11 protein-coding genes are annotated in these 12799 nt (G+C 70.3%); 4 read left to right on the top strand and 7 right to left on the bottom strand.

The window, feature by feature from the left end; all coding sequences use genetic code 11:
- Positions 1–26: 26 nt before the first annotated feature.
- Entirely contained in the window at positions 27–995 is a 969-nt protein-coding gene (locus ABGA98_RS25790; RefSeq protein ID WP_347620981.1) for an aldo/keto reductase, read from the bottom strand.
- 28 nt (positions 996–1023) lie between these two features.
- On the bottom strand, positions 1024–2070 hold the full coding sequence (locus ABGA98_RS25795; RefSeq protein ID WP_347620982.1) for a zinc-dependent alcohol dehydrogenase family protein: 1047 nt from the start codon (positions 2068–2070) through the stop codon (positions 1024–1026).
- A gap of 123 nt (positions 2071–2193) precedes the next feature.
- Between ABGA98_RS25795 and ABGA98_RS25800 the strand changes: the two genes are divergently transcribed.
- Positions 2194–3591 carry a glutamate--cysteine ligase gene (locus ABGA98_RS25800; RefSeq protein WP_347620983.1) on the top strand — a complete coding sequence of 466 codons (1398 nt, stop codon included), beginning with the start codon at positions 2194–2196 and terminating at the stop codon, positions 3589–3591.
- 78 nt (positions 3592–3669) lie between these two features.
- Positions 3670–4683, top strand: coding sequence for a hypothetical protein (locus tag ABGA98_RS25805; RefSeq protein ID WP_347620984.1), 1014 nt, complete (start codon positions 3670–3672; stop codon positions 4681–4683).
- 63 nt (positions 4684–4746) lie between these two features.
- On the opposite strand, the gene ABGA98_RS25810 is transcribed toward ABGA98_RS25805, so the two are convergent.
- Both ABGA98_RS25810 and ABGA98_RS25815 read right to left on the bottom strand, forming a co-directional pair.
- A complete protein-coding gene (locus tag ABGA98_RS25810) occupies positions 4747–6057 on the bottom strand; it encodes a M23 family metallopeptidase (protein ID WP_347620985.1) in 1311 nt (436 codons plus the stop codon).
- A gap of 286 nt (positions 6058–6343) precedes the next feature.
- Positions 6344–7063, bottom strand: coding sequence for a PaaX family transcriptional regulator C-terminal domain-containing protein (locus tag ABGA98_RS25815; protein ID WP_347620986.1), 720 nt, complete (start codon positions 7061–7063; stop codon positions 6344–6346).
- Between the two features lie 30 nt (positions 7064–7093).
- Between ABGA98_RS25815 and ABGA98_RS25820 the strand changes: the two genes are divergently transcribed.
- Positions 7094–8761: an acyl-CoA dehydrogenase family protein gene (locus tag ABGA98_RS25820; protein ID WP_347620987.1), complete on the top strand. Its 1668-nt coding sequence runs from the start codon at positions 7094–7096 to the stop codon at positions 8759–8761.
- Positions 8762–8782: 21 nt separating this feature from the next.
- On the opposite strand, the gene ABGA98_RS25825 is transcribed toward ABGA98_RS25820, so the two are convergent.
- A complete protein-coding gene (locus tag ABGA98_RS25825; RefSeq protein ID WP_347620988.1) occupies positions 8783–10381 on the bottom strand; it encodes an ATP-binding protein in 1599 nt (532 codons plus the stop codon).
- 104 nt (positions 10382–10485) lie between these two features.
- Complete coding sequence (locus ABGA98_RS25830) at positions 10486–11091, bottom strand: helix-turn-helix domain-containing protein (protein ID WP_347620989.1); 606 nt, start codon at positions 11089–11091, stop codon at positions 10486–10488.
- 55 nt (positions 11092–11146) lie between these two features.
- Between ABGA98_RS25830 and ABGA98_RS25835 the strand changes: the two genes are divergently transcribed.
- Positions 11147–11896, top strand: a complete 750-nt coding sequence (locus tag ABGA98_RS25835; protein ID WP_347620990.1) for an SDR family NAD(P)-dependent oxidoreductase — start codon at positions 11147–11149, stop codon at positions 11894–11896.
- A 107-nt stretch (positions 11897–12003) separates the two neighbouring features.
- On the opposite strand, the gene ABGA98_RS25840 is transcribed toward ABGA98_RS25835, so the two are convergent.
- Entirely contained in the window at positions 12004–12756 is a 753-nt protein-coding gene (locus tag ABGA98_RS25840) for a LysR family substrate-binding domain-containing protein (RefSeq protein WP_347620991.1), read from the bottom strand.
- Positions 12757–12799 lie beyond the last annotated feature (43 nt).

Here is a 12799-nt window from a genome sequence, read left to right on the forward strand (position 1 = left end):
GGGTCCGGGGCCGACAATCTCGCCTCTCAGAAGCGCACCTCACGCGGCCGGTACGGGGCCGCGAGGAAGTCGAGCTCGTCGGCCGACAACGTCACCGACACGGCGGCCACCGCGTCGTCGACGTGCCGGTCCTTCGTGGCGCCCACGATCGGGGCGGTCACGGCAGGCTGGTGCAGCAGCCAGGCCAGGGCCACCTGGGCGGGCGGCAGGCCGCGGTCGCCCGCCACCTGCGCCACCCGGTCGATCACGAGCTTGTCGTTCTCCGGGTCGTACAGGTAGTCGATGCGCGCGTCGGAGCCCGTCCTGGCCGTCGCGGCCTCGGAGCCCGCCCTGGCGAGCACGCCGCGCGCCAGCGGGCTCCACGGGATCACGCCCACGCCCTGGTCGGCGCAGAGCGGCACCATCTCGCGCTCCTCCTCGCGATGAAGGAGGTTGTAGTGCGGCTGCATCGAGACGAACCTCGTCCAGCCGTGGGTTTCGGCCACGTGCTGCGCCTTGGCGAACTGCCAGGCCCACATGGACGAGGCGCCGATATAGCGGGCCTTGCCCTCCTTGACCACGTCGTGCAGCGCCTCCATGGTCTCCTCGATCGGCGTCTCGTCGTCCCACCGGTGGATCTGGTAGAGGTCGACGTGATCGGTGCCGAGCCGGGAGAGCGAGGCGTCAATGGCGGCGTGGATGTGCTTGCGCGACAGGCCGCGGTCGTTGGGCCCTTTGCCCATGGGGAAATAGACCTTGGTGGCCAGCACGTAGTCCTCGCGCCGAGGGAAGATCGCGCGCAGCGCGTTGCCGGTCACGACCTCGCTCTCACCCCGGCTGTAGACGTCGGCGGTGTCGAAGAAGTTCACCCCGGCGTCGGCGGCCCTGCGGATCATCGGCTCGGCCTCGGACTGCGGCAGCGCCCACTCCTGCCGGGCCGGATCGCCGTAGCTCATCATGCCGAGGCAGATCCGCGACACCTTCAGGCCCGTGTTGCCAAGTCGTCTGTAGTCCATGGCCCAACCCTATGACTCCGGCCGGCGCTCAGGACGCCCCATGCGGAGCCCTGGGAACGATCATTGTGACGCCCGGCACCGAGCCGATCGAGGCCAGCGCCTTGCCGGCGTCGGCCAGCCCGATCGTGCGGGTGATCAGCTGGTCGGGATGGAGGAGGCCGGCCCTGATCATCTCCAGCATCGGCGGGTAGGCGTGCGCGGCCATGCCGTGGCTGCCGAGCAGCCGCAGCTCGTGGCCGATCACGCGGTCCATCGGCACCGGCGTCGGCCCTCCGGGCAGCAGCCCCACCTGGACGTGCCTGCCCCGCCTGCGCAGGCTCTCGACGGATGCCAGGCACGTCTGAGGGCTGCCCAGCGCGTCGACGGACAGGTGGGCGCCGCCTCTCGTCAGCTCCCTGACCTGGGCCGCCGCGTCGCCGGCCGAGCCGTTGACGAAGTGCGTCGCACCCGCCTGCTCGGCCAGGTGCAGCGCGTCGGTGCTGATGTCCACGGCCACCACGCGCGCCCCGGCCGCCGTCGCGATCATGATGGCCGACAACCCCACGCCGCCGCAGCCGTGCACCGCCACCCACTCGCCGGGACGCACCTCCCCGACCTGCGACACGGCGCGGAAGGCGGTGGCGAAGCGGCAGCCCAGCCCCGCGGCGGTGACGTAGGCCATGTCCTCGGGCACCGCGACGAGGTTGACGTCGGCGTGGTCGACCGCCACGAACTCGGCGTACGAACCCCAGTGGGTGAAGCCCGGCTGTGTCTGCCGCTCGCACACCTGCTGGTCGCCGGCGACACAGGACGGGCACGAGCCGCAGGCGCAGACGAACGGCAGGGTCACCCGCGCGCCGGGCCGCCAGCCGCGCACGTCGGAGCCGACCGCTTCCACCACGCCCGCCAGCTCGTGGCCCGGCACGTGGGGAAGGGAGGTGATGTCGGGGTCGTGGCCCTGCCAGCCGTGCCAGTCGGAGCGGCACAACCCCGTTGCCTCGACCCTGATCACCGCCCCGTGCGGGGCGGGCGACGGGTCGGGCAGCTCGCGAACGTCGAGCTCGCCACCGAAGAGGTCAAAGGCAACCGCTCTCATCTCACGAGCTTAGGGTCAACTCCCGCAGCTCGCGCAAGGCCCGGGGCGCCGGCTCTGCCGGCAGGACGACGGCTTCCTCCCCTGGTGAGGTGTCAACCATGACGACGGGGACAGTTAGGGGTGATGGGACGAGATCTGGATAAGGAGCGCTTCACCGAAGCGGAGTACGTCCGTTTCGGCGAACGCCTCCAGGAGCAGGTGGGCGTGCTCCGTGACCTGCTGGCCACCCCCGGCTTCGGTCAGGGCCCCGCCACGATCGGGGCGGAGCTCGAACTGTTCCTCATCGACGAGCGGGGCAGGCCGCTGCCGCGCAACAGCCAGGTGCGGGAGGCGCTCGGCGACGAGCGCGTCGTGCTGGAGCTCGGCCGCTTCAACCTCGAGGTGAACCTCACCCCCACGCCGCTGGCGGGCACGCCGTTCGAGACGCTGAGCGCCGAGGTCCAGGAGACGATCAGCAAGGTGGACGGCGCCGTCGAGGGCGGCGGCGCCCTGCCCATCGGCATCCTGCCCACCCTCAGCGCCGACGACTTCACGGTGGGCGCGATGAGCGACCAGAACCGCTACCGCGCCATGAGCAGGGGCTTTCGCCGGCTGCGGCTCGAACCGTTCCTGGTCAAGATCGAGGACCTGGAGCTGTCGGTGGAGGACGTGATCCTCGAGGCCGCCAACACCTCGTGGCAGGTGCACATCCGTACGCCGCCCGAGCGCTTCGCCCGGCTGTTCAACGCCGCCCAGCTCGCCATCGGCCCGGTGCTGGCCGTCTGCGGCAACTCGCCGTTCTTCCTGGGGCGTGAGCTGTGGGAGGAGACCCGCATCGCGCTGATGGAGGAGGCCGCCGACGACCGGGACGTGGCGCGGCTCGGGCGCAGGGACGGGCGGGTCACGTTCGGCTCGGACTGGGTGCATGAAGGCGCCCACGAGCTGTTCGAGCGGTATGTACGCGACTACGAGCCGATCGTGCCCGACCTCACCGAGGATCCGCGCCCGCACGAGGTGCCCGAGCTGCGGCTGCACCAGGGCACGATCTGGCAGTGGAACCGGCCCGTCTACGACCCGGCCGACAGTGGCCACCTGCGGATCGAGATGCGTGCGCTGCCCGCGGGGCCGTCCTGCGCGGACATGGCCGCGAACACGGCCTTCCTCCTGGGCCTGACGTTGTCGCAGGCCGAGCGCGACCTGACCGGCTACCGCTTCGCGCAGGCGTACCAGAACTTCTACCGCGCGGCCATGCACGGGCTGGACGCCAAGCTGTCGTGGCCGGGCAGCGACGCCGAGTTCGAGGCGGGGGAGCTGGTGCTCTCGCTGCTGCCCGAGGCGCGGGAGGGGCTGCTCGCGGCCGGGGTGGCGGCGCACGACGCCGACCGGGCGCTGGGCGTCATCGCGCAGCGGACCCGGCTGCGGCGTACGGGCTCGGTGTGGCAGCGCGAGGCGCTCGTGCGCTTCGGTGGTGACCGGGAGCGGCTCGTGCGCAGCTACCGCGAGCTGGCACTTTCGGGATTGCCCGTGCATTTGTGGGATTGAGCGCAACCTTGTGCCCTGCCTGCTCCGTCAAACCCAGTCAAGGGACGGGAAAGTGAGGGAGATATGGCGGCAAAGGGGATGGTTTCCACCGATAAGGCCCCCTATGCCTTGTCGCGGGCGACCGGTGACCTGCCCGAAGGGGCGGCCAAGCTGGCGGGAGAGATCGGCAGCACCGCTGTGGAGGCGGTGCTGGCCGAGGCCAACAGGACCGCCGTGGCCAAGGGCGCGGCGGGCGCGCTGGGGTCGATGCAGCCGGAACCCGCCGAGTGGTACGCCTTCGACGACGGCGACCAGAGCACCGCCGACTGGTACCCGCAGGGCCTGACCGGTGGGGCGGACTCCGGCACCGTCGGCGTGCCGGTGTTCATCGTGAGCTGGTACTTCCGGCCGGAGGCCGGCGAGCGGGGCATCAGGGTGAGCTTCCTGAGCCCGCAGACGTTGAAGTACCGGCACGCGCTGCTGGTCACGGCCGACCCCGACGGCTCGTACGCGCCGATCGACATCCACGCGGGCGGCATCGCCTGCCACGGCGACCTGCTCTACGTGGCCGACACCGTCAGGGGCCTGCGGGTCTTCGACCTGCGCAACCTCCTCGACCTGCGCACCGCCCAGAACGACCTGGGCGACCCCGAGCGGGTGGGACGGCACGACGGCAGGTTCCACGCCTTCGGCTACCGCTACGTGATCCCCCAGACCGACCTGTGGCAGGTCGCCACGGCGGGGCCGCGGTTCTCGTTCGTGTCGGTCGACCGCGGCGGCGCCACCCCGCTGCTGATCACGGGCGAGTTCCGGGGGGACGACCCCGGCGGCTGGGTCGCGCGCTGGCCCCTGGACCTGGCGGGCGGCGAGCCCCAGGACGCCTTCGTGCTGGGCCACCCCAAGATCCAGGGGGCGCTGTCGTCGGGCGGCACGTGGTACCTGAGCCAGTCGGCCGGCGCGACCGCGAACGGCAAGCTGCTCGTCCACACCGGCGACACGACGCGGACCAGGCCGTTCCCGATCGGGCCCGAGGACCTGACCGTGCAGGACGGCAGGCTGTGGAGCGTCACCGAATATCCGGGCAAACGGGTGATCTTCGGGGTGGATCTCTGAGATGGGGAGCGGGAAACGGGCCCGGAGGGCGGGGACGGCCCTGCCCTCCGGGCACATGCGCTCTCAGGTCACGGTTGCGGGTTGGGCGGACAGGAGGGTCTGGCTCCAGCCGTTGGTGTCGACGGTGTTCTGTTTGCTGAGGTCGTCGTCTCGTCCGTCGTAGGGGTCGCTGTCGATGTAGCTGTGCATGGAGTGGTCGGGGTGGTGGCCGTAGTAGACGCCGCCGCCGGGGGACAGGAGGTGGTCGAAGACCTGCCAGGTGGTGTCGCGGAGTTGGTGGCGTTGCCAGGAGTCGGCGCCGCGGATCTGGTAGGAGATGAGTTCGCCTTGGGTGGTGGTGCCGAGGAGCCAGTCGGGTCCGGTGGTGGTGAGGGTTTTGAGGGTGAAGCCTTTTCCGATGACGGTGTTGCCGGTGATGGAGGTTGGGGTGGGTTTGGTGGCGGTGATGGTGTAGCGGCGGAGGGTTCCGTTGGCGATGCCGTACAGGTGGCTCTTGCCGTCGTAGGCGAGGAGTTCGTGGGTGTAGCCGCTGGCGAGGTAGACGGGTGGGTCGAAGGTGAGGGTGTCGCGGTTGGTGCGGATGTCGACGCGGTAGAGCTTGCCTCCGGGGTCGTTGTCCTTGGTGACGAGGAGGGTGTTGAAGTTGAGTGTGGCGATGGCTTTGGGGGTGAAGCCGAGGGTGGCGGTGGAGACGACCGCGCCGAGGGTGCGCCGGCCGGTGGCGGCGTCGATCGCGGTGTAGGTCAGCCGCCCGTCCGGCATGACCCCGTAGATCGAGGCGACGCCCTCAGGGGCAGGCTCGGGGCAGTTGTGGCTCTCGACGTTGTTCCACTCCTGGCCGTCGGCCTGGCCGTAGGTGACGCCGTTGATGGTCGGTCTGACCCGTTCGGAGCCCGCATATCCCCATGAGGCCGACCCGTCGCCGTTGGAGTCCCTGCCGAGCTCGAAGTGCAGGTGCGGGTGTCCGTTGGAGGTGGGGCCGGTTTTGCCGACCTTGCCGATCACCGTGCCCTTCTGCACCCTGTCCCCGTCCGAGACGGCACGGGACTGCAGGTGGATGTACGTGGTGAAATAGCCGCCGCCATGATCGATCTGGATCATGTTGCCGGCGTTGCCGTGGTAGTAGGACTGGTTCACCGTCCCAGCGGCAGGGGCGATCAGCGTGGCGCCGTCGGTGCCGTGCTGGTCGGGCTCCTTCACCATGTCGAGTGCGGGGGCGTGGCCCCAGGTGTTCAGCTGCCACTTCTGCCCGCAGGGGAAGGGAAGCTGCAGGTCGGGTGCGGCCATCGCGGGGCTCGCCGTGCTGCAGACGCCGAGAGCGGCGACAAATGTCGTGGTGACGACGATGCGTAATAGTGATGTCAATGAGACCATGTTTTCCATCCAGGGGAATTTCAGCCGGAAGTGGAACCGCTGCCCGATGCCGCCGCAGCCCCGTGCCCGGACGCTGATCCGTCGTGTAACTTTCTGTTGCTCATTGTTAAGAGAATGTTCATTTATGGTGAGAATCTGCCTCCGTTATTTCTGGGCGAGTTCCGTGCGGAATTGACCATAAATAGCGGCGGTATATCGGCGGTATGTTCCTGGATTTCAGTCGTTTTCCATCGTGCTGGCCCAGATCAAGGGCGCGGCCGCGTCGGTGCCGGGCGGGCGGAGACCGTCAGTCGCTGAGATGCCGGTTGAGCACCTCGCGGTAGCGGCGGTCGAAGGCGTCGTAGCGGACCCGTAGCTCCGCGCCCGGCCAGCCGGGCGGCAGCAGCTCGTCCGGCAGCAGCGGATCGGCCAGCAGGTGGCGCAGCACCGCGGCCGACACGACGAACCCTTCGGCCAGGCCATCCGCGTGGTCCAGCGCGCGCTGCAGCCGGCGGGCCTCGGCCGCCCAGCCGTCCAGGTCCCACAGCAGGGGAGTGGGGTCGTCGTGCGGGCGGCCGTCGATCAGCGTGCACTGCGCGGTGACGATCTCCGGCCACGCGCCGCGCACCAGGTTGGCCGGCCGCAGCCAGGCGCCCTCGCGCAGCTCGGCCAGGCGCAGCGCGGTCATCGTGTGCCGCAGGGCGGCCCGGTCGGCGGGCGCGCGCCGCTCGGCGGTGACGACGGCCACCTCCCACGTCCCGTCCCACGGCCTGGTGTGCGGATCGCGGCTCTCGTCCTGTCTGGCCTGGCGCTCGACCAGCCGCTCCGACAGCGTGTAGAAGCCGTCCTCCTGAACCAGGTCACCGGCCGCGACCATGCGCGACAGGGCCACCCGCACCGTGCCCTCGGCGATGCCGAACAGCCCGCCGATGCGCACCAGGTGACGGGCCGGCAGGCGCGGCGGGTGGCTGCCCAGCAGCGCGCTCAGCACGGCCGACCTGGCACTCAGGACGTTACGCTCTTCCATCGCGTGTCGAGTATATGTAACACTCCGGGTATGAGGCGCTATCTCAGCGAGCCGTTCGACGGCAGCGACCGCTACGCCACCGAGCGCTACCAGGGCGCCGCCGGGCGCAACTGGTGGGCCTGCGACCCCACGCTCCGCCTGCTCATGCGGCGGCACCTGGGCGACGGCTACGCCTGGGCGGAGCCGCACCTCGACCGGCTCGGGGCGCTGATGGGCGGGCTCGTCGCCGAATGCGCCGAGGAAACCGACCGCAACCCACCCCGGCTGGAGAAGTACGACAAGTGGGGCAGGGACGTCAGCGAGGTCGTCATGCCGCCGTCGTTCCTGACCGCCAGGCAGGCGCTCATGGAGAACAACTTCACCGCGCCGTCGTTCGCCGAGGAGGCGCGGGCGCACGGGGCCGACCCGTCCGCGCTCGCCGCCGCGTGGACGTACCTGCTCGACCAGGCCGACATCGGGATGGGCTGCGCACTCGGCACGGGCGGCGACATGGTGGTCTCCCTGGCCGAGAAGCACGCGCCCGAGGACGTACGCGAAAAGGTGCGGGAGATCTTCGCCAACGGCTTCTACTCCGGCGAGGCCGCTCAGATGTTCACCGAACGGACCGGCGGCTCCGACCTGGCCGCCCTGGAAACCGCCGCCGCCCCCGCCGGCGACGCGTGGAGCCTGTCCGGGCTCAAGTGGTTCGCCTCCAACGCCAACGGCTCCGCGTTCGTCGTGCTCGCCCGGCTCCCCGAGGGCGACGTGGCGCCCTTCCTGGTGTTGTGGGAGCGGCGCGACGGCACGCGTAACGGTGTGCGGATCCGGCGGCTCAAGGACAAGCTCGGCACCAGATCCGTCGCCTCGGCCGAGGTCGAGTTCGCCGCGGCGGAGGCGTTCCTGCTGGCCGGAACGGGTCCGGGCGCGGGCTCCGGGCTCGGCACCATGATGAAGCTCACCAACGCCTCCAGGCTCGGCGTGGCCATGATGGGCCTCGGCGTGGCCAGGCGGGCGCTGGTCGAGTCGATCTGCTACGCCAGGGCGCGCGAGGCGTTCGGGCGGCCGCTCATCGAGCAGCCACTGATGCGCCGCAAGCTGGCCGACCTGATCGTCGAGGTCGAGGCGGCGCAGGCGATGGTGTTCGACGCGCACGTCAGCCCCCGGCTGCGCCTCGCGCCCGCCCTGACCAAGCTGCGCGCGGCCCGGCTCGGCGTCACCGCCGCCGGCGACGCGATCGAGGTGCACGGCGGCAACGGCTACATCGAGCAGTGGCCGGTCGCCAGGCTGCTGCGCGACGCGCAGGTCAACCCGATCTGGGAGGGCGGAGACAACATCCTCTGCCTCGACGTGCGGCGGGCCATGCTCAAGGAGCAGGCGCACCTGCCCTTCCTCGACCGGCTGCGCTCCCTGGCGACCTCCGGCCTGGTCGGCGCCCGCATCGACGACCTGGCCAAGGCCATCGAGACGTGGCACACGCTGGACCGCGAGGTGGCGGAGGAACGGCTCTACCCGCTGGCGCAGTTCATGGCCGACGTCTACGCCGCCGCGCTGCTGGAGGACCAGGCTCGCTGGGGGCTCGACGACGGCCGCAAGGCGCTCGTGGCCCGCTCGTACGCCGAGGCGCACCTCGTGGATCACGGCCCCCTGCGCGGACTCGACCGCCCCGCCGGGGACCCGCAGTGGTTCGACGACCTGCTGTCGGGGGCGTTCACCGGCTGACCATCCCGCCACTGGCCTTCGTCACGCGCGCAGTACGGTGATGTGGCGGCCGGAGGGTGTGGTCGCCACTTCGAAGCTGCCGCGTTCCTTCCAGGGCAGGGCTTCGGGGCGGCGGTCGAAGATGACCAGCACGCCGGTGGGCAGGCTGAGGCGGTCAAGATAGCGGTCGAGTTGTGTGAGGCCGTCGGGTTTCGGGTCGTTCTCTCCGGCTCGCCAGACCTTGAGTTCCATGGCCTCGCGCTGCATGAGCCGTTCGCCGCCTGGGCCGGTGTAGGGCCAGCGGACCAGGACGTCGAGGCGTTCGGTGCCGGCGGCGTACTCGCGGTCGAGGTGGCCGCCGCCGTTGACGAGGCGGTGCAGGAAGGCCATGAGGATGATCTGGCAGGCGGCTTCGTGGTAGCCCTCCTGCCGGATGAGCACTTCGCCGTGTTCGCGCCAGAACACGACGAACTCCTGGAGCAGGCGCTCCAGGTCGAATCGGCCGTCCGGCTGCACGAAGCTGCGCGGATCGGCTCTGACGAACCGTTCGGTGCGAGCGCCCAGGACCCGGAGCAGGACCTCTCGATAGATGGGGTTGGCGATCTCAAGGTCTCTGGTCCCCTGGATGAGGCCCAGATCGTGCACGTAGGAGACGTCATCGTCAAAGACGGCGTCCAGGCCCGGGGACGTGCCGGCCAGGATCGGTTCGATCACTCGCTTGACCCGTGGCTCGTGCAGCCGCGCCACGAGGGTGTCCAGGTGGGTGGCCCGCTTGCGGATCAGCCGTTCTTTGGCCTCTTCCACCTCCTCGGCGGTGATGGCACCGGTCGTCCCGATCTGGAGGATGATGTCGAAGGCGAGGGCGTTGACCAGCCAGGGTTGTCCCTGGGTGAGTTCGAAGACCCGGTCGACGGCGTCCTTGGTGAACTCCTGGCCGGTGGCCTGGGTGTGCTGGCCGTACAGTTCGGTGATCTGGTCGGCGGTGAAGTCGCTCAGGCGCAGCGACTCGGCGACGATGTTGAACGGGCTCGCCGGGTTGGACCGGCCGGCCTCGCCGCCTGAGGCGACCTTGTAGTCGCGCAGGTCACGCAGCCCGCACAGCGCCACGGAGGCGGGGAACGGGTGGCCCTCATGCCGCGCGTTGTGGCCGTGACGGAGCTGGCTGAGGATGCTGACCAGGCTGGTGCCCTGCAGGGCGTCGATCTCGTCGAGGAACAACACCACCCGGCGCGGGCTGCGGCGGCACCACTCGCTCAGCGCCGAGCCGAACCGGGCGCCCGGCGTGACCTGCGGCCGGGGACCCGGCGGCAGCAGGTTCTCCGGCCATCCCGTCCGCTCGGCGGCCTCGCGGAGGGAATCCAGCAGCAGCGACTCCGCGGCGGGGTAGTCGTCACCGGCCGCCTTGGCGCGCTCGCAGGAGAGCAGCAGGGCCGCGGTGTCGCCCTCGGCGCTCAATTCGGTGGCCAGGGTGTCCAGCGTGGTGGTCTTCCCGGTCTGCCGGGGCGCGTGCAGCACGAAGTAGCGGTCCATCTCGATGAGATCCCGTGCCTGCGGGAGCCGCTGCGTGGGGGACAGCATGTAGTGGTGCTGAGGGCCGCAGGGGCCGGTGGTGTTGAAGTATCTCGCTCGGGGTGGCCGCATGGTCACATTCTGTCATCTCGCGCTGTTCCGATGGCGAGGTTTCGCGTCGAGACCGTCGGCGCCTGTCCGGACCACACCCGCTCAAGCTCAAGGAACGGGCGTCCCTACTCTGCTGGAGGTGTGGGCCTGCGGCACTCGTTCATCGCGGCCCGCGCCTGGGAGATCGACATCGGGGGAACGGGTAGCTCGTGGGCCGCGGTCGAGCGCAGGCCGTCGAGGGTCAGGGCGAGGTGCCGCCGCCAGGCTCCCGGCGCGGTCCTGAAGGTGGCCCGCACGGTCGCCGCCACGCCCCAGATCACGAAGGTCATGTCGGCGAGCGTCACGTCACCGCGCAGAGCCCCGGATTCCTGAGCTCGTTCGATGATGCGCACCATCGGCTCGATTCCCTTGCCGCTTCGTGCGGCGAGGTCGTTGTAACCGAGGTCGGCCGCCTGCAACTCGCAGACGCCGGTGAGGAACGCGACGAAGCCCTCCCAGGGGTCATCCGCGATCAGGGCCTGTTCGGCGATTGCGGCGACCGTGGCCGCCCGGTCCTCGAAGACCGCCTCCACGAGGTCCTCCCGGGTGGCGAAGCGGTTGTAGAGCGTCCCGATGCTCACCCCTGCCGTCCGGGCGATCTCTTCGAGCGGCACGTCAAGCCCTCGGTCGGCGAACAACCGCTGGGCCGCCTCCAGGAGTCGCGCGCGGTTGTGAACGGCGTCCTTGCGCATGCCCGCCAGCTTAGCTAAGTTGAGGCCATATTCAACTTGAGGAGTGTCTCAACTTATGTCCCGGACGATCCTGATCACTGGTGGAACCCATGGCATCGGCCGGGCCCTCGCCCGCCACTACGACGAGCGGGGCGACCGGGTGATCGCTGTGGGCAGCCGCGACGCCGACCTCAGTTCGCTTGAGCAGACCCGTGACCTGGCCGAACGGGTCAGCGCGGAACACCCGGTGATCGACGCTCTGGTGCTCGGCGCCTTCAGATACCACCCGAGGAGGATCGAGACCGAGGAGGGTTTCGAGGCGACCTTCGCCCTCTACGTGCTCAGCCGCCGGCTCCTGGCCGTGGCCCTGCGCGCCTCGCTGGAACGGGCCGACAGGCCGGTGATCGTCAATCTGTGCGGGACCGGCCCTGGCCGGATCCATTGGGACGATCTCCAACTGACCACCAACTATCGCCCTTTGACCGCCATCATGCAGGGCGCGAGGGCCAGCGCGCTCCTGGGCGCCGCCTACGCCTCGGAGCGGACACGGTACGTGCTCTACAACCCGGTCTTCGTGGCGACCGGCCTCCACCGGCCCTTCAGGCAGCCGTTACGAGGCATCGTCCGCACGGCGTCCGCGCTGCTCGCCCAGCCCGCGGCCGAAGCCGTGCCTCCGATCGCCGCGCTCATCGACGATCCCCCCGCCGAACGGCTCACCGCGTACAAGAGGGGCAAGCCCATCGGGCTCGATGCCGATCCGGATGAAGCCCGGCGGTTAGAGGAGATCGTTCGATCGATGACGGACCACGCGCGGCGCGGCGGGTAGCGGCGGGGAGCGGTCTCCGACGCCCGATGGGTGGGCGCGGTCGACCGCAGGACGGCCCGGGGTTCGGTGATGTTGATCCGTCTGCCGCACCGGTTCGGCGCTCCAGGTCAGCGGGACCGGCGGCCCTTACCGCCCTTACCGCTCCTTCCGCGACCGGACGGTGCCGACCTGCGGCCGGATCCGCCCTGGGGTTTGCGAGCCTGTCGCTGCGACGACTTCTGGGCTGACTTCTCCGATGGTGTCGCGGGGGCACGGCCGCGCGAGCTGTTCGCCGTGCGGCCGCGTACGATGCCGATGAAGTCCTCCACCAGATCGGTCGTCCGGTCCGTGGGCCAGGCCAGCGCCACCTGCGACTGCGGCGCGTCCGTCACCGGCCGGTAGGTGAGGTCCTTACGGTGGTGCAGCCGCGCCAGCGACTGGGGGACCAGGACCAGCCCCGTCCCGGCGGCGACGAGCCGGATCGCGTCGGCCGTCGTGGGCGGGCGTTCGAACGCGGGCAGTCCAGGACGGGCCGTCCACTCGAGAACGTCGTCCAGCGGGTGGAACACCTCATCGTCCACCAGATCGGCGACGGTCACCTCGTCGGCCGCGGTCACCGCGTGGTCCTTCGGCACCACGACCACCGTGGTCTCCACGTAGAGGGGAATCACGCTGAGCCCGTCCCGCTCGACCGGCAGCCGGACGAACCCGGCGTCGGCGCCTCCGCCGCGCAGCAGCTCCACCACGTCCGCGGCGGGAACCGAGACCAGGCTGAGCGGCACGCCGGGAAGCCTCTCGGCCCAGATGCCGGCCCATTTCGCGGGCGTCACCCCGGGCGCGTACGCCAGGCGAAAGACGTCGCCGGTCTCCTCGTGAGTCACTCCGCCAGGGTAGCGACGTCAGAGGACCGCGGTTTACTGACTA

This window comes from Nonomuraea sp. B1E8 (assembly GCF_039871515.1).
In the GTDB taxonomy this organism is placed as follows: Bacteria; Actinomycetota; Actinomycetes; order Streptosporangiales; family Streptosporangiaceae; genus Nonomuraea.